Annotated in this window: 19 protein-coding genes and 1 other annotated feature; all 19 genes read left to right on the top strand. The window is 42.7% G+C overall.

Annotated elements, in window-relative coordinates:
* Positions 1–30 precede the first annotated feature (30 nt).
* Positions 31–876, top strand: coding sequence for a rod shape-determining protein MreC (gene mreC / locus ACN6MY_RS20420; RefSeq protein WP_071350067.1), 846 nt, complete (start codon positions 31–33; stop codon positions 874–876).
* Positions 877–1395 carry a rod shape-determining protein MreD gene (gene mreD, locus ACN6MY_RS20415; RefSeq protein WP_419881804.1) on the top strand — a complete coding sequence of 173 codons (519 nt, stop codon included), beginning with the start codon at positions 877–879 and terminating at the stop codon, positions 1393–1395. It abuts the gene before it with no gap.
* A 119-nt stretch (positions 1396–1514) separates the two neighbouring features.
* The gene (gene minC / locus ACN6MY_RS20410) at positions 1515–2198 is read left to right on the top strand and encodes a septum site-determining protein MinC (RefSeq protein WP_419881803.1); all 684 of its coding nucleotides are present in this window, start codon (positions 1515–1517) and stop codon (positions 2196–2198) included.
* 2 nt (positions 2199–2200) lie between these two features.
* Entirely contained in the window at positions 2201–3004 is an 804-nt protein-coding gene (gene minD / locus ACN6MY_RS20405) for a septum site-determining protein MinD (protein WP_419881802.1), read from the top strand.
* Between the two features lie 401 nt (positions 3005–3405).
* Positions 3406–4173 carry a peptidoglycan DD-metalloendopeptidase family protein gene (locus tag ACN6MY_RS20400; protein ID WP_419881801.1) on the top strand — a complete coding sequence of 256 codons (768 nt, stop codon included), beginning with the start codon at positions 3406–3408 and terminating at the stop codon, positions 4171–4173.
* Positions 4166–5032: a M50 family metallopeptidase gene (locus ACN6MY_RS20395; protein WP_419881800.1), complete on the top strand. Its 867-nt coding sequence runs from the start codon at positions 4166–4168 to the stop codon at positions 5030–5032. The genes ACN6MY_RS20400 and ACN6MY_RS20395 overlap by 8 nt, the downstream gene beginning before the upstream one ends.
* A gap of 60 nt (positions 5033–5092) precedes the next feature.
* Positions 5093–6577 (top strand): Rne/Rng family ribonuclease, encoded by a 1485-nt coding sequence (locus ACN6MY_RS20390; protein WP_419881799.1) that lies wholly within the window; start codon positions 5093–5095, stop codon positions 6575–6577.
* Between the two features lie 47 nt (positions 6578–6624).
* Positions 6625–6707: a sequence feature (ribosomal protein L21 leader region), on the top strand.
* A gap of 13 nt (positions 6708–6720) precedes the next feature.
* Positions 6721–7029, top strand: coding sequence for a 50S ribosomal protein L21 (gene rplU, locus ACN6MY_RS20385; protein WP_071350056.1), 309 nt, complete (start codon positions 6721–6723; stop codon positions 7027–7029).
* 12 nt (positions 7030–7041) lie between these two features.
* Positions 7042–7374, top strand: coding sequence for a ribosomal-processing cysteine protease Prp (locus ACN6MY_RS20380; protein WP_419881798.1), 333 nt, complete (start codon positions 7042–7044; stop codon positions 7372–7374).
* 12 nt (positions 7375–7386) lie between these two features.
* Complete coding sequence (gene rpmA / locus ACN6MY_RS20375) at positions 7387–7677, top strand: 50S ribosomal protein L27 (RefSeq protein ID WP_071350054.1); 291 nt, start codon at positions 7387–7389, stop codon at positions 7675–7677.
* A 352-nt stretch (positions 7678–8029) separates the two neighbouring features.
* Positions 8030–8575, top strand: coding sequence for a Spo0B C-terminal domain-containing protein (locus ACN6MY_RS20370; protein WP_419881797.1), 546 nt, complete (start codon positions 8030–8032; stop codon positions 8573–8575).
* Positions 8576–8623: 48 nt separating this feature from the next.
* Positions 8624–9913: a GTPase ObgE gene (obgE, locus tag ACN6MY_RS20365; protein ID WP_090989597.1), complete on the top strand. Its 1290-nt coding sequence runs from the start codon at positions 8624–8626 to the stop codon at positions 9911–9913.
* 111 nt (positions 9914–10024) lie between these two features.
* The gene (locus ACN6MY_RS20360) at positions 10025–10417 is read left to right on the top strand and encodes an ACT domain-containing protein (RefSeq protein ID WP_419884237.1); all 393 of its coding nucleotides are present in this window, start codon (positions 10025–10027) and stop codon (positions 10415–10417) included.
* Between the two features lie 148 nt (positions 10418–10565).
* Positions 10566–11456: a prephenate dehydratase gene (pheA, locus tag ACN6MY_RS20355; RefSeq protein WP_419881796.1), complete on the top strand. Its 891-nt coding sequence runs from the start codon at positions 10566–10568 to the stop codon at positions 11454–11456.
* Between the two features lie 417 nt (positions 11457–11873).
* On the top strand, positions 11874–13613 hold the full coding sequence (locus ACN6MY_RS20350; RefSeq protein WP_419881795.1) for a sigma-54 interaction domain-containing protein: 1740 nt from the start codon (positions 11874–11876) through the stop codon (positions 13611–13613).
* Between the two features lie 221 nt (positions 13614–13834).
* Positions 13835–14941 (top strand): DUF917 domain-containing protein, encoded by a 1107-nt coding sequence (locus ACN6MY_RS20345; RefSeq protein WP_419881794.1) that lies wholly within the window; start codon positions 13835–13837, stop codon positions 14939–14941.
* Positions 14925–16511 carry a hydantoinase/oxoprolinase N-terminal domain-containing protein gene (locus tag ACN6MY_RS20340; protein ID WP_419881793.1) on the top strand — a complete coding sequence of 529 codons (1587 nt, stop codon included), beginning with the start codon at positions 14925–14927 and terminating at the stop codon, positions 16509–16511. The genes ACN6MY_RS20345 and ACN6MY_RS20340 overlap by 17 nt, the downstream gene beginning before the upstream one ends.
* 56 nt (positions 16512–16567) lie before the next feature.
* Positions 16568–17290, top strand: a complete 723-nt coding sequence (locus tag ACN6MY_RS20335; protein ID WP_419881792.1) for an aspartate/glutamate racemase family protein — start codon at positions 16568–16570, stop codon at positions 17288–17290.
* Between the two features lie 160 nt (positions 17291–17450).
* Complete coding sequence (locus ACN6MY_RS20330) at positions 17451–18767, top strand: purine-cytosine permease family protein (protein WP_419881791.1); 1317 nt, start codon at positions 17451–17453, stop codon at positions 18765–18767.
* Positions 18768–18780 lie beyond the last annotated feature (13 nt).

Below are 18780 nucleotides of genomic sequence, written 5' to 3'. Positions count from 1 at the left end.
TCGGAAAAATGATAGAGGTGCAAATTTTCCATGCCACAATTTTTCTTTAATAAAAGGCTCATTTTATTACTTGTAAGCATCATCATTCTCGTGGCATTGATTGGCTTTTCGTTAAGAGAAAGAAGCAAATTAACCTGGCCGGAACAGTTTTTAAAGGATACATCAGGATTCTTTGAAAATATTTTCGATAAACCTGTATCAGCGGTTTCCGGATTATTCTCAAATGTCAGCGATCTTCAGCATACATATGACGAAAACAAAAGGCTTAAATCACGTCTGGACGAATATGTGCAAATCAAAACAGAGGTCCAGGCGCTTGAAAAGGAAAATAAGGACCTTCGTAAGATTATCGGCAAAGAAGATGATCTTCGGAAATTTTCGCCTATCCAGGCGACTGTCATTGGCCGCAATCCGTCGCGCTGGCATGAAATGATCACGATCAACCAAGGAAAGCTGCAGGGTGTCGAGAAGGATATGGCGGTCGTTACAGCTGAAGGGCTCATCGGTAAAGTGAAAAGTGCCAATAACTTTACTTCATCGGTCCAGCTTTTAACATCCATTGATCCCGAAAACAGGATATCTGCCATTGTTCAGGGTGACAAAGATGCGTATGGCGTAATAGAAGGCTATGATAATAAACGCGATCTGCTTCTCATGAAGCGGATACCATATGACAAGAAAATCAAAAAGAATTCGAATGTTATCACATCCGGATTTGGCGGTGTGTTCCCGAGCGGCCAGCTGATCGGGAAAGTCGTCGATGTAAAGATCGACCAATATGGATTGAACCAGACTGCATATATCGAGCCTTCAACGGACTTTTATGATATTAATAATGTCATGGTTTTAAAAAGAGATGTGCGGGGGGCTGAATAAGTGAAACGTTTTATCCTTCCCCTTGCAGCCCTGGTTTTTTTTATATTTGAGAGTTTGCTGGCCAATTTGTTTGCCGGGCATGTTTTTGGGAGCGAAAAAATTTTCGTTCCCCGTTTTATCTTGATTTTCATCGCTTTCCTGACAATTTACGGTTCAAGAAGAACTGGCATGATTTACGCATTTTTCATGGGACTTGCCTATGATGTGGTGTATACTGAGATATTGGGAGTCTACATGTATGCGCTCCCTGCTCTCGCCTACCTGATCAGCAAGGCGATGAAGGTGCTTCAGGCGAATTTGTTCATTACTATTTTTGTGACAATTTTTTCAGTGGCTGTACTGGAATTTGTCGATTATGAAATTAACTTTTTGATTCATTTTACAAAAATGGGCTTCAGCGAATTTGTTTCTGTCAGATTATGGCCGACTTTGCTGCTCAATCTGATTTTCCTGATCCTCTTCTCACTGCCGCTTAAAGCGATGGTTGAAAAGCTGAAGCTGGACGAGGAAATAGAGTAGGCCCCATTTCCTCCCTGCTGCTTAAGCGGGGCTTGGGCCTTGTAATTTTCAATATACTTAGAAAAAGGAAATTAATCCGGGCATGTCGAATTATACTTCATTGAGGTGAAACAGGCGTCATGAATAAAAGAATACCGCAAAATGTTATGATAAAAGGCACAAAGGACGGGCTCACGCTGCATCTCGATGATTCATGCTCCTTTTCTGAGTTATTGAAAGAGCTTGAAACAAAGATTTCCGCTAATTACCAGTTCCAGGAAAATGACCCGTTAATTGCTGTGAAGGTACACACAGGCAATCGCTATTTAACTGAAATCCAGCAAGAAGAAATAAAAGAATTGATCCGCAAGAAAAAGAAGCTTGTAGTGGACGAAATTGTCTCCAATGTCATGACCAAGGCCGAGGCATCACAGTGGAAAGAAGAAAACCAGATCGAGACAATCGTCAGGATGGTCCGGTCTGGACAGGTTCTTAAAGTCACTGGAGATTTATTGCTGGTCGGTGATGTAAATCCGGGCGGAACGGTTGCGGCCGGGGGAAACATCTATGTATTGGGCACATTAAAAGGCATTGCACATGCCGGGTGCAATGGCAACAATGAGGCAGTGGTGACTGCCTCTGTCATGAAGCCGGCACAGCTGAGAATCGGCAGCTCCGTGAACCGCGGCCCTGATCAGTATACAGAGGACGGGCATGCCATGGAATGTGCATACATAGATGATGACGGACACATTATTGTAGATAAACTGCAAGTTTTAAAGAAACATAGACCTAATTTAGATAGTTTTGAAGGGGGACTCTAATTGTGGGAGAGGCTATAGTTATTACATCCGGCAAGGGCGGAGTAGGAAAAACGACAACATCCGCCAATTTAGGAACCTCGCTGGCTCTGCTTGGCAAAAAGGTGTGCCTGATTGACACTGATATCGGCCTGCGCAATTTGGATGTCGTGATGGGCCTTGAAAACCGGATCATTTATGATTTGGTTGATGTAGTAGAAGGCCGCTGCAAAATTCATCAGGCGCTTGTAAAGGATAAACGCTTTGACGATTTGCTGTATCTTTTGCCGGCTGCCCAAACGAGCGATAAGTCCGCCGTCAACCCTGAGCAAATGAAAACGCTCGTAACAGAGCTAAAGCAGGATTATGATTACATTATCATCGACTGCCCTGCTGGAATTGAACAGGGCTTTAAGAATGCCATTGCCGGTGCTGACCGGGCCATTGTGGTTACAACGCCGGAAACCTCTGCAGTGCGCGATGCAGACAGAATCATCGGCCTTTTGGAAAAGGAAGAAACCATCGAGGCGCCAAAGCTTGTGATTAACCGGATCCGCAGCCATATGCTGAAAAACGGTGAAATGCTTGATATAGATGAAATCACGACACACCTATCCATCGACTTAATCGGAATCGTGGTGGATGATGACCAGGTGATCAAAGCATCAAATGAGGGAGAGCCGATTGCACTTGACCCGAATAACCGTGCATCAATCGCCTACCGCAATATTGCAAGAAGAATCCTGGGTGAATCTGTACCATTGAACCCGCTTGAATCCGAACCAAAAGGATTCATGGCAAAAATCAAGAAAATATTTGTCGGAAGATAGTAAAGAGTGCGGGAATTACATTCCGCGCTCTTTTTTTGCTGAATTTGTGTACATGCAAAGGTGTAGTGAAATGTATTTTTCCACATAAATGGAAAATCGGTTTTAATTAGCCGCTGATTATAGCCTAATCACCCTCCATTCGAGCCAAATCCACCCCGATTAGAGCGAAATGCAGGGCCATTAGAGCGAAATGCACTATAACCATTGGGTTCTTTTCTTTAAAATAATTGTCTTTAAATGAGTTCGGTGTGGTGATCCCATTGTTAAAGCGAGCATCCTGGAGCGGAGACCACCACCTTGTTCGAAAGCAGCAAAGTTTACGAAAACCTCCGTCATAGTTTGGACAAGGAACTCATAACATGGAGATAAAGAGCTTGAACTAAGCAGGGGGGAGCTGCGGGATGAAGGACCGAAGAAGGGAAATTCAGGAACGGATTGCGAAACGAAGGAAAATGAGTGAAGCAAAAGCGGATGGGGTTTGGCAGTCTTTTGATCACCAAGAGGAAATGCATGGATTTGAACGAGTGGCTGCCTATGATGGCGCAGGTCCGGAAAAAGATCATCCATTATTTAAGAAAGAGATTTTCTTTTTTAAAATACTTGGGGCTGCCGTGCTGTTTCTGCTGATTGCTGTAATGTACAAGCATCCATCTTCCAAGCTTGATACGGCCCGCAGCTATGTGAAGGAAACAATGAACCACGATTTGCAGTTTGCGGCGATTTCCTCCTGGTATGAAGATAAATTCGGAAAACCGATCGCCTTTTTGCCTAAGGAGGATGCTGCCGGTGATAAAAAGACGATTGTAAGCAGGGAAGAGGCGCTTCCAGTTACGGGGAGAATCACAGAAAGCTTCCAGACGAATGGTGAAGGCATCATGCTTGAAACCGGAAAGGATTCAGCAGTTGATGCAATAAAAGAAGGGACTGTCACATTTGCCGGGGAGAAAGCGAATTTGGGCAAAACCGTGATCATCCAGCATAGCGATAAAAGTGAATCCTGGTATGGCGGGCTTGAGAGTATACAGGTGAAAGTCTATGATGCGGTTAAAAAAGGAAAAGAAATTGGACAGGTTTCCCCTACAGAAGATGGTTCAAAGGGAACCTATTATTTAGCTATACGAAAAAACGATGCCTTCATCGATCCTAAAAAGGTGATAACCTTTGAATGAATACTTGAAGCTGCTTTTTAAAATCAACGTCCATCCTACCCTATGGATTGTCATGGGCATTAGTGTCCTGACTGCTCATTTTACGTCAGTCATCATGCTGTTTATGATTGTTTTCATTCATGAACTGGGACATGGGATCGCTGCTGCTCATTTTAATTGGCGGATCAAGTCCATCAAGCTCCTTCCTTTTGGCGGGGCACTGGAAACGGAGGAGCACGGAAACAAGACACTGAAGGAGGACCTGATTGTGACGCTTTCAGGGCCTGTTCAGCATCTGTGGCTTGCGGGCGCTTCGTTTTTGCTGTATCAGGCATCTTTTTTATCATACGAAACGTATCAGCAGTTTTTTTATATGAATCTATCGCTTATGGTGTTTAATCTGCTGCCAGTCTGGCCGCTCGATGGCGGGAAGTTGCTGTTCATGGGTGTATCTCTCTACAGATCCTTTCTTGAGGCCCATCGCTTTACCTTGATTTTTTCAGCGGCTTTTTCAGCTATTTCCGTGCTGCTGGTTACCCTGATTCAGCCATTCAGCTTAAATGTATGGATCATTGCTGCGTTTCTCGTTTTTTCGCTTGTGATGGAGTGGAAGCAGCGCTATTATGCATTCATCAGGTTTCTCCTTGAGCGGTATTACGGAAGAGGAGGCAAGCCTGATATGCTGAAGCCGATTATTGTGGACGAAAATGAGGCCATTTATAAGGTGCTGGAAAAATTCCGAAGAGGCTGCAAGCACCCGATCATCATCACTAAAAATGGCAGGGAAAGCGGTTCTCTTGATGAAAATGAAATCCTGCATGCGTATTTTACCGATAAAATGACAAATGTAAAAATTGGTGAACTGTTATATTCCTATTAATTATGATATTCTTTCTTCAAATGAGCTGGATGCAGCGGTTTTGGAGAAGGGATTTTTTTTATGAAAAAAGTAATTGTGAATATGTTATCAAGGGAAAAAAGATATGGTGTTGTGGAGGATGGAAAGCTGGTTAAGCTTGAAATATTCCCGCCGCACCAGGCAAGCCTCGTCGGCAATGTGTATGCAGGAAAAGCTGTGAAAATCCTTCCCGGAATGGAAGCGGCTTTCATTGATTTTGGCGGAGAGAGAAATGGTTTTCTCCATCGTGATGACCTTCCCTCCTACCAGGCTGCTAAAAGAGCGGGAGAAGCGGATGGGTCAATCAGCCGCTACATCACACAGGGAGAAAGGCTTATGGTGCAGGTGACCCGTGATGAAACCGGGTTAAAGGGCGCGAAATTAACAGCATTGATTGAGCTTTCAGCAGACTCTCTTGTTTATATGCATGGCATTGATTATGTGGGAGTTTCAAAAAAATTCACCGATCATCAAAAGCAGCTTCATTGGCGGGAAACGGCATCAGCATGGAAGGAAGAACATGAAGGCCTGATCATCAGGACCTCGATGGAAAATCAAAGCGAGGAAGCGTTCAGGAATTTGCTGGGCTCTCTCCGCGGAAAATTCCAGGAGCTCACAAAGCGTGCAGACTCGGCGAAATCCCCTGGGCTGATACACCGTCATGATACATTTCTTGAAAATGTTGCCGGTGAGCTTTCCTCCGTTGTACCCGGTGAAATGGCTATCGATGATTTTGAAGGATATAAAGCGATTGAAAGCTGGGTGAAGACGCAGGGAAGCCAGTGGAAACTATTCTATGAAACAGGGACAAAGAATATCTTTTCACAGCATGGCATTGAAGCGCAGGCAGAAAAGGCACTGAAAAAAATGGTATGGCTCGATAACGGAGGCTCACTTATCTTTGAAGAAACAGAGGCGTTTACTGTCATTGATGTGAATAGCGGGAAAAACACCGGAAAAGGCGAAAAGGAACAGACGATTTTCGAAACAAATATGAGTGCGGCTAAGGAAATTGCCCGCCAGCTGAGGCTCCGGAATATAGGCGGGATTATTCTCATTGACTTCATTAATATGAAGGAGCATAAAAATCGGGCGCTGGTTGCTGGTGCTGTAAAAGAAGCAGCATCAAGAGATGAAAGGCGTGTTCAGGTCATCGGCTTTACTGAGCTTGGCATTCTTCAGCTTACCCGAAAGAGGACATCTCCTTCATTGATAGAGAAAACGCAGTCACCATGCCCCGTGTGCGCCGGCACTGGCAGGATCGACAGTGCTGAAACGGCAGCTTTCCGCCTTGAGCGGGAGCTGTTTGAGCATCGTAAGCGGGATGAAGAAGCAGTCTGGATTGAAGCGAACAGCGCAGTTTCAGAGGCGTTGCTTGGGGAACGGGAAGCGCACAGGGACGTTTTGGAAGGGGCCATCGGCAAAAAGCTGCTGTTTTCCATTGCTGAAGGCGGACAAAATCATTATCATATAAAGCGATTCGGGAGCATGAAAGAATTACAAGAAGCAATGCACAAAAGCTATTGACATAAACCTTGAATATATGATAGAATTTTAATGTTATGTTTGTAGCACCCGTGCTACAACCGCGCAGATCAGGTTGATAAGTTTTTGCAGCAATGCAGAACGCCTGTGATTGGCGAGTCTGAGTTATATAAGGAGGTGCAGGTATGTACGCAATTATCGAAACTGGCGGTAAACAAATTAAAGTAGCAGCTGGCGAAACAGTTTACATTGAAAAATTAGACGTTGAAGCAGGCGAAACTGTTACATTTGACAAGGTTTTATTCGTAGGCGGTGAAGACGTGAAGGTAGGTTCTCCATTAGTGGCAGGAGCTACTGTAACTGGCAAAGTTGAAAAACACGGTCGCCAAAAGAAAATCATCGTTTTCAAATACAAAGCGAAGAAAAACAACCGTAAAAAACAAGGTCATCGTCAGCCATACACAAAGGTTGTTATTGATGCAATCAATGCATAAGGCTAGACTGATATGATTAAAGTTACAATCGATGCTCCGCAAGAACGGATTGTTTCGTTCACTTTAAGCGGACATGCTGATTACGCGAAAAAAGGTTCTGATATTGTTTGTGCAGGCGCATCTGCGGTTTCCTTTGGAGCCGTGAATGCCATTATGTCCCTTACGGATGTAAAGCCTGAGATTGAGCAGGGCGGAAAAGGGGGCTACCTTCGATGCGGGATTCCTGAGAATATCTCAGAAGACTCGCAGGAAAAAGTTCAGCTTCTCCTGAACGCCATGCTGATATCGCTCCAGACGATCGAACGTGATTATGGCAAATACATTAAAATCATCCTTAACAAGTAGGAGGTGGAACATATGTTAAGATTAGATCTTCAGTTCTTCGCTTCCAAAAAGGGAGTAGGTTCTACAAAGAACGGCCGTGATTCAATCTCTAAGCGTCTTGGCGCTAAGCGTGCAGACGGTCAGTTCGTAACTGGCGGTTCTATCCTTTATCGTCAGCGCGGTACTAAAATCTACGCAGGCGAGAACGTTGGACGCGGTGGAGATGACACTCTTTTTGCAAAAGTTGACGGTGTTGTACGTTTCGAACGTTACGGCCGTGACCGCAAAAAAGTAAGTGTATACCCGGCAGCACAAGAAGCATAATTCGGCATCTTTTAATAGAGGCTGGCTCATAAGGGTCTGACTCCTTCTATTGGACATGGTACGGCACCATTCGTAATGGCTGCAGTATTATGGGGAAGGAGTCAGGCCCTTTATATATTTCTGTTATGATAAAACAGCACAATGCTCTGCCATCGTCCAAAGAATGAATCCTCGGGATCTGTTTTTTGGACGGTGGAGCTTATGGACAATAGAGCAGGGATTTTCTCCTATTCCTGCAGCTGGCTTTTTTGGTATACTTAAGGAAATCGAAGTGATCCAGGATCCCGTTACTATTCACCACAAGTCAGAGCAGTGAGGATTTGTTTTTTATTATAATTACAGGAGCTATAGAATGGAAAAAAATTGGACGACAGTGGAGATTTTGGGCCATTCAAGGCATGATTGGCTAAATAAGATCCAGCTGATAAAAGGAAATCTCGAATTAAATAAAACCGAACGCGTGAAAGCAATTATAGACGAAATCATTATAGATGCACAGCATGAGGCGAGGCTTTCCAATTTGAAAATGTCCAGGTTTGGCGAACTTCTAATGACTGCCAACTGGGGCAGCAGGCCGTTTCGCCTGGAATTCGAAGTCATTGAGCTGGTAAAAGGCTGCGCGCCGCTCGATGGCACGATATACCACTGGACAAGCCAATTATTTTCTGTCCTGGATGCTGCAATGGATATGTTTGGAGAAAATGTTTTGTCTGTTTCCATTTTTGAAAATATGGCAGGACATATCCGATTTTCCTTTGAACTGCAGGGTATGCTAAAAAATGAATCGCAGCTACAGGAATTTTTAAACAAGCCAATAGATGACCATACTAGTGTGGAGATTGGAGAAATCACAGACAGCGAATGGGTTTTTTCTGTTGAACTTAAATGTGAAAAATAGATGAACGTACAGCATTGATGTACATAAAGAAAACAAGGAAGTGATTACATGTTTGTCGATCAGGTCAAGATATTTGTAAAAGGTGGAGACGGCGGAAACGGAATCGTTTCTTACCGCCGCGAAAAATATGTTCCGCTGGGCGGTCCTGCAGGCGGAGACGGTGGTAACGGCGCCGATGTTATTTTTGAAGTGGAGGAAGGCTTGAGAACGCTCATGGATTTCCGCTATCAGCGCCACTTTAAGGCACCAAGAGGCGAGCACGGGATGTCCAAGAACCAGCACGGAAAAAATGCCTCTGACATGATAGTAAAAGTTCCTCCGGGCACAGTTGTCATCGATGAAGAAACGAAGGAAGTCATCGCAGACTTAGTTGAGCACGGACAGCAGGCTGTCATAGCTAAAGGAGGCCGCGGAGGACGAGGCAACTCGCGCTTTGCCACTGCGAACAATCCTGCACCTGAAATTGCGGAAAACGGTGAGCCGGGACAGGAAAAAAATATTGTCCTGGAATTGAAGCTTCTGGCAGATGCCGGGCTTGTCGGATTTCCTAGCGTAGGAAAATCCACATTGCTTTCTGTTGTTTCTGCTGCAAGGCCGAAAATTGCCGAGTACCACTTTACAACGATCGTTCCTAACCTTGGAATGGTGGAAACAGAAGACGGACGCAGTTATGTAATGGCTGATCTTCCCGGACTTATCGAAGGGGCATCAGAGGGAGTGGGCCTTGGCCATCAGTTCCTCCGCCATATTGAAAGAACGCGTGTCATCATTCATGTCATTGATATGAGCGGACTTGAAGGACGAGATCCTTATGAAGATTATTTAACCATTAATAAAGAGCTCAGTGAATATAACCTTCGCTTGACAGAGCGTCCGCAGATAATCGCTGCAAGCAAGATGGATATGCCTGATTCCAAAGAAAACCTGAAAATCTTCAAGGAAAAGCTGCAGGAGGATTTCCCTATATTCGAAATTTCTTCAGTGACCCGGTCCGGCATCCGTGAATTAGTATTTGCCGTGGCAGATAAAATCGAAGAAACGCCAGAGTTTCCTTTGGATCATGAAGAAGAAGAAACAGGCATTCACCGTGTTATTTATAAACATGTAAATTCACAGGATGAATTCGATATCACCCGTGATCCTGATGGCAGCTTTGTTGTCTCAGGCTTCAAAATCGAGCGTTTATTCAAGATGACAGATTTCACAAGAGATGAGTCGATTAGGCGTTTTGCCCGCCAAATCCGTTCATTTGGCGTAGATGAGGCATTGCGCAAAAAAGGTGCAAAAGACGGCGATATCGTCAGAATCCTTGAATACGAATTTGAATTCGTGGATTAATGATTTTTGTGTCCGGGGTCTTGCCCGGATATGAGGATAAGCGGGGTGCGCGGATTGAAAGGTACGGATAAGAAATTTTTCCTGGTTCGTGAGGATGTACTTCCGGAAGCAATGAAAAAAACACTGGATGCCAAAGAAATGATTGAACGCGGCAAGGCAGAATCCGTCTGGGAAGCCGTACAGCGGGTGGATTTGAGCAGAAGCGCGTATTACAAATACCGCGATACTGTATTTCCCTTCCACACAGTTGTAAAGGAAAAGCTGATTACGCTTTTCTTTTACCTCGAAGACCGTTCTGGCACGCTTTCCCAGCTGCTCGGCGCAGTCGCACAGTCAGGCTGCAACATTATGACCATTCACCAGACCATTCCTCTGCAGGGGCGGGCTAATGTTACGCTTTCCCTTAATACAAACGGCATTAAGATTGAAATTGAGGAGCTCCTGTCAAAGCTCCGCAAGCTGGACTTTGTTGAAAAAGTGGATATATTGGGAACTGGTGCATGAATACTGGCCCCGCAGATCTTTATGGTCTGCGGGGCTTTTTATCTTGTTATTGACTGAATTTCACGGAGCTTTCTTTAAAACTCTTGAATTCAGCATGAAAATAGCATAGTATAAACAGTAAATTTTTCCGTGAAGTGAGGAGTCAGCCATGTTGTACAAGATTGCTTTTCTGGGACCTAAAGCTACGTTCACGGATATTGCCGTATCAAGCTTATTTCCTGAAGATACAAAAATGCCGATGAGCACGATCCCGGATTGCCTGGATGCTGTGCAGGACGGAACAGCCGATTTAGCGGTAGTTCCGATTGAAAATGCCCTCGAGGGCTCGGTTAACATTACCATTGATTACTTAGTGCATGAGGTGAACTTGCCGGTGAAGGGCGAGATGATTATCCCGATTGAACAGCACTATATGGTGCATCCCGTTCATGATTACGAGGGGTTTGTTCCAGATGCCGTTTACTCTCATCCGCATGCCCTCGCCCAGTGCCATAAGTTTCTTCATCAAGAATTAAAGGGCGTCCAGCAGGGTGCCACAACTTCAACCGCACAGGCAGCACAGATGGTCAAAGAAAATCCCGAAATGAAAATAGCGGCGATTGCCAATGAAATGGCTGCACAAGAATATGGACTGGCGATTGCAGAGAAAAACATTCATGATTATAAACATAACCATACAAAGTTTGTCGTGGTTTCAAAAAAGGATATTGATTATAAAGGCCGTTTGGCAGCCTTTACTGGCGATAAAACGACCTTAATCATTACACTGCCTGAGGACCACTCCGGAGCGCTGCATCAGGTTTTGTCTGCTTTTGCCTGGAGGAAGCTGAACCTGTCCAAAATCGAATCGCGCCCGATGAAAACAGGATTGGGCAATTACTTTTTTATCATCGATATTGAAGAGAAGATGGATGATGTCCTTATTCCCGGAGCGATGTCAGAATTGTCAGCCCTAGGGTGCCATGTCGAACTGCTAGGCAGCTATCCAAGCTTTAAAGCGGAAGCGCAGGCTGAGCTTGAGAATGTGAAAACTAAATAAACATAGAGAAAAAGATCCGGAAAATTTCTTAAACTAAGACGAACTTCTTTTTAAAAGGAGTTCGTTTTTTTTTGAAGGCTTTTTTATGATGAGTATTTTTAGTGAGAAATTTTATGATGAGTATGTCTTGAAAAGTAGATGTTGCTTTAATGTATTCAAGAAAGAATTATTAGCAATTGATAGCTAATCCGTAGGAGGTTTGAGCCCAAAGATTAGCCAGGACTTGATTAATCAAAACATATTGGTCAGCCGTATGTCTTAATAGGACATGTGCGGTGGTTCCACTAATCCCTCTTTCTAGCAAGCTGCTTTTTATATGCATCAGAAGAAGTGGAAGATTATTCAGTAATAATATAGCCTGCTAAAAAAGTCTGATATAATAAAAAATAAATTTTTTAAAATTAGGTGGCGGTGCTAATGTTTGCTGAAGTAAATATTCAAGAAATAAGTTCGACTGTCACCAAGTTGTTTCAATCCTTTCCGGTTAGGGTTGAAGTAGTGTTGCAGGATGATGACCAAAAGTCACTGCCGCTAAAGTGTCCGATCATTAGTAAAATCAAAAAAACCGGTATAGATGTATTCATTCGTAATAAAGCAGAGCACAGTACGTGTGAATTATGTTCTCTGAAAAATGACTGCGTGGCTGAAACCACCATTATTAAGCCCATAACCAAGAACAAAAAAGTAATAGGGGTTTTGCTGGTTACTCCCCTCGATGGACAGGCAGGCAGGCTGAATAAGAACTTCGATAATATTGAAATCCAGCTTGACTTTTGCTGTGAATGGATCAGCAATAAAATTGAAAATGATGATTTGAAAAAGGAAAACGCCTTGGTTTTGGAAGAAATGATTGGACTGTTTTCTTTTATTCAAGAACCCATTTTAATCGTTGGCCTTGATGGAACGATTCATAGCTTGAGCAATAATGTCAGCAAGGAGTTTAACAAAAGCAAGACGGTCTTACTGGGCGAAAACATCAACGAAATAATGTCTGCTTCCGATTGGCTGAAAATAAAGAATGTCAAAAACCAACAGGATTTTAAAATATCTATTCCTTCTTTAAAAAGCAAACAAGCAGAATATATAGCGAAAGTTAAACCTCTTCTAGCAAATGGAGAAATCATTTCATTTCTTATCAAGTTTGCCTCTATCCAGGATTCAAAAAAGAAAATGACTGAACAAAGAGTCCTCTACACGTTTAAAGATGTGAAAGGAACGAGCGACTCCATTCAAACGGTTGTTGACATGGCTAGACGTGTGGCACCCAGCGATACCTCCATTTTACTAAGAGGCGAGAGCGGGACTGGGAAGGAAGTTTTCGCACAAGCGATCCATCAGGCAAGCAATCGAAGAGATGGTTCGTTCATTGCATTGAATTGTGCTGCCATTCCTGAATCTTTGTTGGAAAGCGAGCTTTTTGGACATGTTAAAGGAGCTTTTACTGGTTCAAGTGGAGACAAACCAGGCAGATTCGAAATGGCCAATGGCGGGACGATCTTTCTTGATGAAATTGGAGACCTGTCCCTCCATTTACAGGCAAAACTGCTGAGGGTTGTCCAGGAGAGGAAGATTGAGCGGGTTGGAGATACGAAAAGCACCCCCGTTGATGTCCGAATTATAACTGCCACTCATCGCAATCTTGAAGAGCTTGTAGCAAAGGGCGAATTCAGAGAGGATTTATACTACCGGCTAAATGTCATTCCCATTACGATTCCACCATTAAGAGAAAGGAGAGAGGATATTCCGCTCCTCGTTGAACACTTTTTGAAAAAATTCTCCAGGGAGCTATTTCGCTCACTGAAGAGACTTTCTAACGATGTATATGAAATCCTCCTTAGTTATCAATGGCCAGGGAATATCAGAGAACTGCAGAATGTAGTCCATCATTTTGTCCAATTAGAGATTGGTGACCTGGTAACCATGGAAAGCCTGCCCAAATATTTAAGGGATTTATATGTTAATGGCACAAAAATTAACCAGGTTGATAGCCTAGCTGTTTCAGGGAAAAGGAATACCCATGTGGAAGAAAAAGATTTGATCATTGAATTATTGAATCAGTATGGCAGGGATACTCCCAGTAAAAAGAAGGTTGCGAAACACATGAATATCAGCTTGCCTACCTTATATAGAAGAATTAGCAAATACAATATTAAATAATAAACAGTAGTTGATAAAAACTGAGAAAATATGAGGAAAATTGAGAAAATATGAGAAAAGGTATGTTTTCCAGTGCTTACCGGTCATTTTTGGCTTTATCATTAATTAAAAATTCTCAAAATTCATGTAAATTAAATTTTGACAATCCATCTACCACAGACTTGAGGGAATTTTTTTTTTGGCACACTTCTTGCATTATAAAAAGAAAGGAGCAACAACCTATGTCTTGGCAAATTAAAAAGCAGGATATACCACTATTGGCAATGGGAGCAAAAATCTTATCTTGTGGCGGAGGCGGTGATACTAAGACGATACAGAGTTTATTAATGTCAATCATGACGAATGAGGACTCAATAACCGTAAAGTCCATTACTGATATTGAGGACGATTGGATTGTTGGAGTCGGCATTATGGGTTCTACCATTTTATATGATGAAAACATCCCCAGCGGCCAAGAGGGAGTCAGAGTCCTTGATGTTTATGAATCGGCCAGTCAAACAAAAGTCGATGCACTTATCCCTGTAGAAATTGGCGGCGTGAATGCCCTGACTCCTTTAGTAACTGCGGTCATGAAAAAGTTGCCTGTTGTAGACGGAGATGGAATGGGAAGGGCTTTTCCGGAGATATCTATGACAACCTTTCATCTCTCGGATATTCCTTTATCACCATTCGTCCTGCAAACACATGATGAAAACACTATAATTGATGGTTTGGAGGATATTGATAACATAGCAGAATTGGCAAAAGATTTTATTGTGAGAAATGGAGGGTATGCCCATTTCCTTTGTTACGCTGCTAATGGAAGAAAAATGAAAACATCTATGGTTCCAGGATCATTAAATTTAATTCATCGGTTAGGAACTGCCGTCAAAAAAGATACACAAATAAGCCGAAAAATTGAAGAGATGCACAGGGTGTTCGAAAACTCAATTTATGGTAAACCTCTAGAAATCATCAGTGGTGTGGTTTCTGAGGTTAATCGGTGGTTTGAAAAAGGATCATTAATTGGAAAGCTCGTAATAGATGGGCGGTCCGTTTTTTCAAATAAAAGAATTGAAATAGAATTCAAGAATGAGTTTATTTCTATAAAAGAGGATCAGTATATTTGTACAACGCCTGATCTCATCCTTGTTTTGAATGAGGAAAATTTATTCCCATACAATGTTTCCGAGATCCAGGCGGGTCATTCCGTCATTATTTTCGCGCTACCAGCTCCAACCATTCTACGAACAAAAGAAATGCTTGCGCTCGTGGGTCCAGAAAACTTTGATTTAACCATATCCTATAAACCTCTGCCAGGAGAATTAGATCATGAAACTGGGAATTGATGTGGGAGGAACAAATACAGATGCAGTGATTGTCAGGAATGATGGCAAGCTTCTTTCCTGGTCGAAGCACTTAACAACGAATGATATTATTTCGGGAATTGAGTTGGCTGCGAAAGAAGTGTTAAAAGAAGCAAACATCCCGCCAGACCAAATAAAAGGTATTTTCTTAGGTACAACTCATGTGCTTAACGCACTATATCACCCTGTAAATCTTTCTAAAACGGCGCTTATCCGTATCACGAAAAAGCCTTCGTTAATTGAACCAGCTTTACAATGGCCCGAAAATTTAAAGAAATATATTTCAAAGGTTTATCACTTTAAAAGTTCTTATGATTACACAGGCAAAATAAAAGGACAATTAACACCAAATCCAAATGAAATCGAGCAGTTATACCATGATATAAAAAAATACGGTATTGAGTCAATCTGTCTTGTGGGAGCTTATTCCCCGTTATATGAAAGTGAAGAACGGGAAATTCGCGACCGCATTAAAGATACTTTTCCTGAGATACCTATCACAATGTCTCATGAAATCGGAAGTACCGGATTCATAGAAAGAGAAAATGCCACACTTTTAAATGCAATAATATCCAAGGTGATCCGCCAAGCAATGATTGATTTATCGACATTATTTAAGAAACTATCATTAGAATGTCCATGTTGGTTAACTCAAAATGATGGCTCACTTATGGAAATCCAGGAAGCGATTGATTACCCCATTTTAACAATTGGGTCCGGGGTCACCAACAGTATCAGAGGAGCCAGTATCTTGAGCGGATTGGACCGCTGTATCGTCGTCGATGTCGGTGGAAGTACGATTGATATTGGAAAGATTCAGAACGGCCGGCCGGAAGTTTCTATAGGTTCGACATCAATTTTGGATATAGATGTAAATATGCGGGTACCGAAAATATATTCCCTTCCTTATGGAGGAGGCAGTCTCATTTCTATCGAAGAAGAATCAGTCCAAATAAAAGAAACGATTGCCAGCGATATTGAACAGCAGGGGATATCATGGGGCGGTGACACTTGGACATTAACCGATTCTTTCCTTAAAGTTTATCCAGATTCCTTTTCAGATGAAAAAATAACACTAAAGGGATTAGATAAAGTGTCAGAGGATGACTGTCAAAAAGTGATTAAAACAGTAACGGGTGAAATCAAGAAAAAGATATCCAGACTCCAGCTGAGTAATGAAGCCCTTCCGGTTGTTTTAGTTGGCGGAGGAAGTTCATTACTTGTGAATAGGTTATTTGGAAAATACCAAAAAGTTTTCCATCCCGCTGGCTTTCATATTTGCAATGCAGTTGGCGCCTGTTTCGCACCTCTTAGTGCCCAGGTGGATAAAGTGTTCTGGCTGGGAGACAAGACGAAACAGGAAATAATCGATGAGGAAAGGGAACAACTGGTTCAACAACTTTTTCTGAAAGGAGCAAAAAGAGAGAGCATTGAGATGGTATCTATAGAAGAGTTCCCCTTTGATTATATGAAAGGAGAGGTTTTGAGAATCCGTTTGAAGGCTTTAGGAGAATTGGAGTTTATTTCTGATGGAGGTGATGGGGTCGTTTAATTTTTTCACGAGATAAACATTCGGAAAATTACACAAATTAAAAGGAGTGAAAGTAAATGAAAATCAAAGTAATCATGCCAATCACATCAGATATTTTTAATGAGGAAATTCTGGAAGAAGTTAAATATTATGCATCTAAAACAACTGAAGTTGGAGTGACCAGCCTTGATTATGGGCCTGCATCTGTTGAAAGCGAATATGATGAAGCACTGTGTGTACCTAATTTTCTGGAAAAAGCTAAGGAGGCTGAGGAAGACGGATACGACGGTATCATCAGTGACTGCTTCGGTGACCCTGGAGTAAAGCCGGCAAGAGAAATTCTGGACATTCCGGTTGTTGGTGCTTGTGAATCCTCGATGCTGTTCGCAAGCTCATTGGCTAAGTCATTTTCTGTCGTGACAGTGCTGCCGAATGTAGTCCCTATGATAGAAAACATTAGCAAAACATTAGGGGTCAACGGTAATTTAGCTTCCGTCCGATATGTAAATATTCCTGTATTGGAAGTTCACGATAAGGATCGGTTAAAAAGAGAATTGTACGAGGAAATGATCAAAGCAATCGAGCAAGATGGCGCCCACGCCTTAGTATTAGGCTGTACAGGATTCATGGGTGTTGCAGCAGAACTTCAGAAACGCCTAAAACAAAACGGGTTTGATGTTCCGGTCATTGACCCAGTATTCGCGGCAACTCGACTGTTGGAAAGCTTGATCACAATGGGAGTAAAACAAAGCCGTCTGACATACATGACGCCACCCTCAAAACAGAGAATAAAAGCATAATTGGGATTGAAAATACACAACAAGTACACTCCTGTAAAAATAATTAACAGAACGTTCCGAATACTGATCGGGGATTATGGCTTTCCATGAATAGGGCAAAATCCTTTTTTATTAAAACCACAGTCAGGGGAGTAAATAATAAATTAAAGGGGTTGGATTTATGGAAGATACAAAGAAAATAGGAGACGATTACTCGCTGTCCAGGGTTCCGAAATCAGCGCGATTGCCAATGTGGGACATCATGCTTGTCCGGGTAGGAGCTCTTGCCACCTTGTCTCAATTTATGCTGGGTGCTGCATTAGGATACGGTATGACTTTCTGGCAGGCGTTTTGGGCCATGTTCTTTGGAAGTGTTATTTTACAGGGTATCAGTTTTCTTATCGGTTATGCGGGAGCACGTGAAGGTCTTTCTACGAGTTTATTATCGCGGTGGACTGGATTCGGCCGATATGGCTCCACTATTATCGGCATAGTTATTGCCATTTGTACGATAGGCTGGTTTGGGGTGCAAAATTCAGTCTTTGCCAATGGATTAGTCCAGGCAACCGATGGTAAATTGATTCTTCCCGTTGCCGCTGCGATAACTGGCATGGGCGTAACGGTATTGGTTATCTTTGGATTCAAGCTGTTAAGCATGACAGCGAAAATTGCCGTTCCTGCCTTTCTATTGGTAGTAGGATTCGGAATCTATCAAGTTCTAAGTGATTATTCGGTTATGAATTTAATAGGAACTCCACCTCCAGGAGAGGCGCTTTCACTTGGAGTAGGTGCAACAATGGTGGCCGGAGGGTTTATGATTGGTGCAGTCATCACTCCTGATTTCAGTCGATTTGCAAGAAACGGGAAAGATGTTTTTTGGATGACCACGATTGGTACCATAGTCGGTGAGATGGGTGTCGGCATGGTTGCTGTGTTGATGGCCCATGCTGCAAAAACGAGTGATGTTGTCAATATCATGCTGAAAACATCCGGTTGGCTTGGAGCCGCTGTAGTTGTTTTTTCAACAATTAAAATCAATAACTTGAATTTATACTCTTCTTCTTTAGGTTTTACGAATATCATAGATTCGTTATTCAAGGTCAAAGTGAATCGTGCAATTGTGACACTTGTGATCGGGGTAATCGGAACAGTTCTATCCATCATGGGGATTCTTGATCGGTTTGTCGGCTTCCTTGTTTTACTGGGAATTATGATTCCACCAATTGCAGGGATCATGGTGGTTGATTACTTCGTGTTAAAAACGTATCGGAAAGCACTTGATGAAAGCAGGGAGAAAGGAACCTTGCCAGCAGAGCCTGAAAAAATAAATCCAATTACATTAGTGGCTTGGGCGGCAGGTTTTGGAGGCGGTTATTTTATTTCAGTTGGCATCCCGTCCATCAATTCACTTTTAATAAGCGGTATCGTCTATTACGTTGGTGTGTTAGCGGTGAAAGCATTTCAGGGTAAAAAAGAGCTAAAGGGAAAAGTTGCATAATAAACTTACGTAT

This window comes from Peribacillus sp. B-H-3, from assembly GCF_048572925.1.
GTDB lineage: Bacteria > Bacillota > Bacilli > Bacillales > DSM-1321 > Peribacillus.
Note: the sequence above shows the minus strand (reverse complement) of the source record. Positions and strands in the feature narration are given on the sequence as shown.

Bases quoted from the DNA above. Each gene is read 5' to 3' on its own strand.
- obgE (WP_090989597.1), top strand. From the start codon at position 8,624: ATGTTTGTCGATCAGGTCAAGATATTTGTAAAAGGTGGAGACGGCGGA.
- ACN6MY_RS20330 (WP_419881791.1), top strand. From the start codon at position 17,451: ATGGAAGATACAAAGAAAATAGGAGACGATTACTCGCTGTCCAGGGTT.
- ACN6MY_RS20360 (WP_419884237.1), top strand. From the start codon at position 10,025: ATGAAAAAAACACTGGATGCCAAAGAAATGATTGAACGCGGCAAGGCA.
- ACN6MY_RS20335 (WP_419881792.1), top strand. From the start codon at position 16,568: ATGAAAATCAAAGTAATCATGCCAATCACATCAGATATTTTTAATGAG.
- ACN6MY_RS20390 (WP_419881799.1), top strand. From the start codon at position 5,093: ATGAAAAAAGTAATTGTGAATATGTTATCAAGGGAAAAAAGATATGGT.
- ACN6MY_RS20345 (WP_419881794.1), top strand. From the start codon at position 13,835: ATGTCTTGGCAAATTAAAAAGCAGGATATACCACTATTGGCAATGGGA.
- mreC (WP_071350067.1), top strand. From the start codon at position 31: ATGCCACAATTTTTCTTTAATAAAAGGCTCATTTTATTACTTGTAAGC.
- ACN6MY_RS20380 (WP_419881798.1), top strand. From the start codon at position 7,042: ATGATTAAAGTTACAATCGATGCTCCGCAAGAACGGATTGTTTCGTTC.
- ACN6MY_RS20340 (WP_419881793.1), top strand. From the start codon at position 14,925: ATGAAACTGGGAATTGATGTGGGAGGAACAAATACAGATGCAGTGATT.
- rpmA (WP_071350054.1), top strand. From the start codon at position 7,387: ATGTTAAGATTAGATCTTCAGTTCTTCGCTTCCAAAAAGGGAGTAGGT.
- ACN6MY_RS20400 (WP_419881801.1), top strand. From the start codon at position 3,406: ATGAAGGACCGAAGAAGGGAAATTCAGGAACGGATTGCGAAACGAAGG.
- pheA (WP_419881796.1), top strand. From the start codon at position 10,566: ATGTTGTACAAGATTGCTTTTCTGGGACCTAAAGCTACGTTCACGGAT.
- rplU (WP_071350056.1), top strand. From the start codon at position 6,721: ATGTACGCAATTATCGAAACTGGCGGTAAACAAATTAAAGTAGCAGCT.
- minC (WP_419881803.1), top strand. From the start codon at position 1,515: ATGAATAAAAGAATACCGCAAAATGTTATGATAAAAGGCACAAAGGAC.
- ACN6MY_RS20370 (WP_419881797.1), top strand. From the start codon at position 8,030: ATGGAAAAAAATTGGACGACAGTGGAGATTTTGGGCCATTCAAGGCAT.
- ACN6MY_RS20350 (WP_419881795.1), top strand. From the start codon at position 11,874: ATGTTTGCTGAAGTAAATATTCAAGAAATAAGTTCGACTGTCACCAAG.